Raw genomic sequence first — 869 nt, 5'->3', positions numbered from 1 at the left:
CCGTGACCGAGCTGAACGGCGAGGCCGGCGCCGACCGCGTCGCGGCCTGGTTCGCCGGCCGCTGGGGCGGCGCGGCCGCGGCCACCGCCAACGCCCGCCTGGACGCGATCGGTTCGGCCTGCGCCTGGTGGCGCGAGCAGGACTGGCTGACCGGCGACCCGCTGCGCCGTATCCGCCGCCGCTCGCGCACCTCGGATCGGACCCGGGCACTGGCCCGCGCCGAGGTCGAGGCACTGCTCGCCCGCCCCACCATGGGCCTGCGCGAACGCACCCTGTTTCGGCTGCTGTATGAGAGCGCGGCCAGAGCGCAGGAGGTCCTGGCCCTCGACGCCGACGAGCTCGACCTGCGCAACCGGCGCGCGAAAGTACGGCGCAAGGGCGGCGCGGTCGATGTCATCGTCTGGCAAACGGCCACCGCACGGCTGCTGCCCCGCCTGTTGGACGGCCGCCGCGCTGGCCCGGTCTTCCTCACCGACCGCCGCGCCCGCGTCCAGTTGCCGCCCAGTGACCTCGACCCGGCCAGCGGCCGGGCCCGGCTGTCCTACCGCCGCGCTGCTGAACTCTTCGAGGTCACCACTGCCAAGCTGGCCGGTGGCCCATGGACACTGCACCAGCTACGCCACAGCGCGCTGACCCACGCCGCCGAAGACGGCGCCAACACCTCCACCCTGCTCGCCTACTCCGGCCACACCTCGGTCGCGTCCCTCACTCGCTACGCGCGAGTCTCCCCTGAGGCCCTGGCTCGCTGGCAGGAAGGCCGGGATCCGGCTGCCCGACGTCGGTGACCTCTACCCGCTAGATCACGCAGTGTCACACGGATCACCCAGAGCTACTTTGGGGCTGGGGTCATGTTCGGGAGAAGACCCCCG

The 869-nt window shown here is 73.1% G+C and carries 1 protein-coding gene; it reads left to right on the top strand.

Annotated features, from left to right (window positions below):
- Positions 1 to 785, top strand: a 785-nt coding sequence (locus tag ACTOQ2_RS43950; RefSeq protein WP_440107987.1) for a tyrosine-type recombinase/integrase, incomplete at its 5' end; no start/stop codon positions are given.
- Positions 786 to 869: the final 84 nt, after the last annotated feature.

Source organism: Streptosporangium sp. H16, from assembly GCF_051918855.1.
Lineage (GTDB): Bacteria > Actinomycetota > Actinomycetes > Streptosporangiales > Streptosporangiaceae > Streptosporangium.
This window is presented reverse-complemented; position numbering and strand designations above follow the sequence as displayed.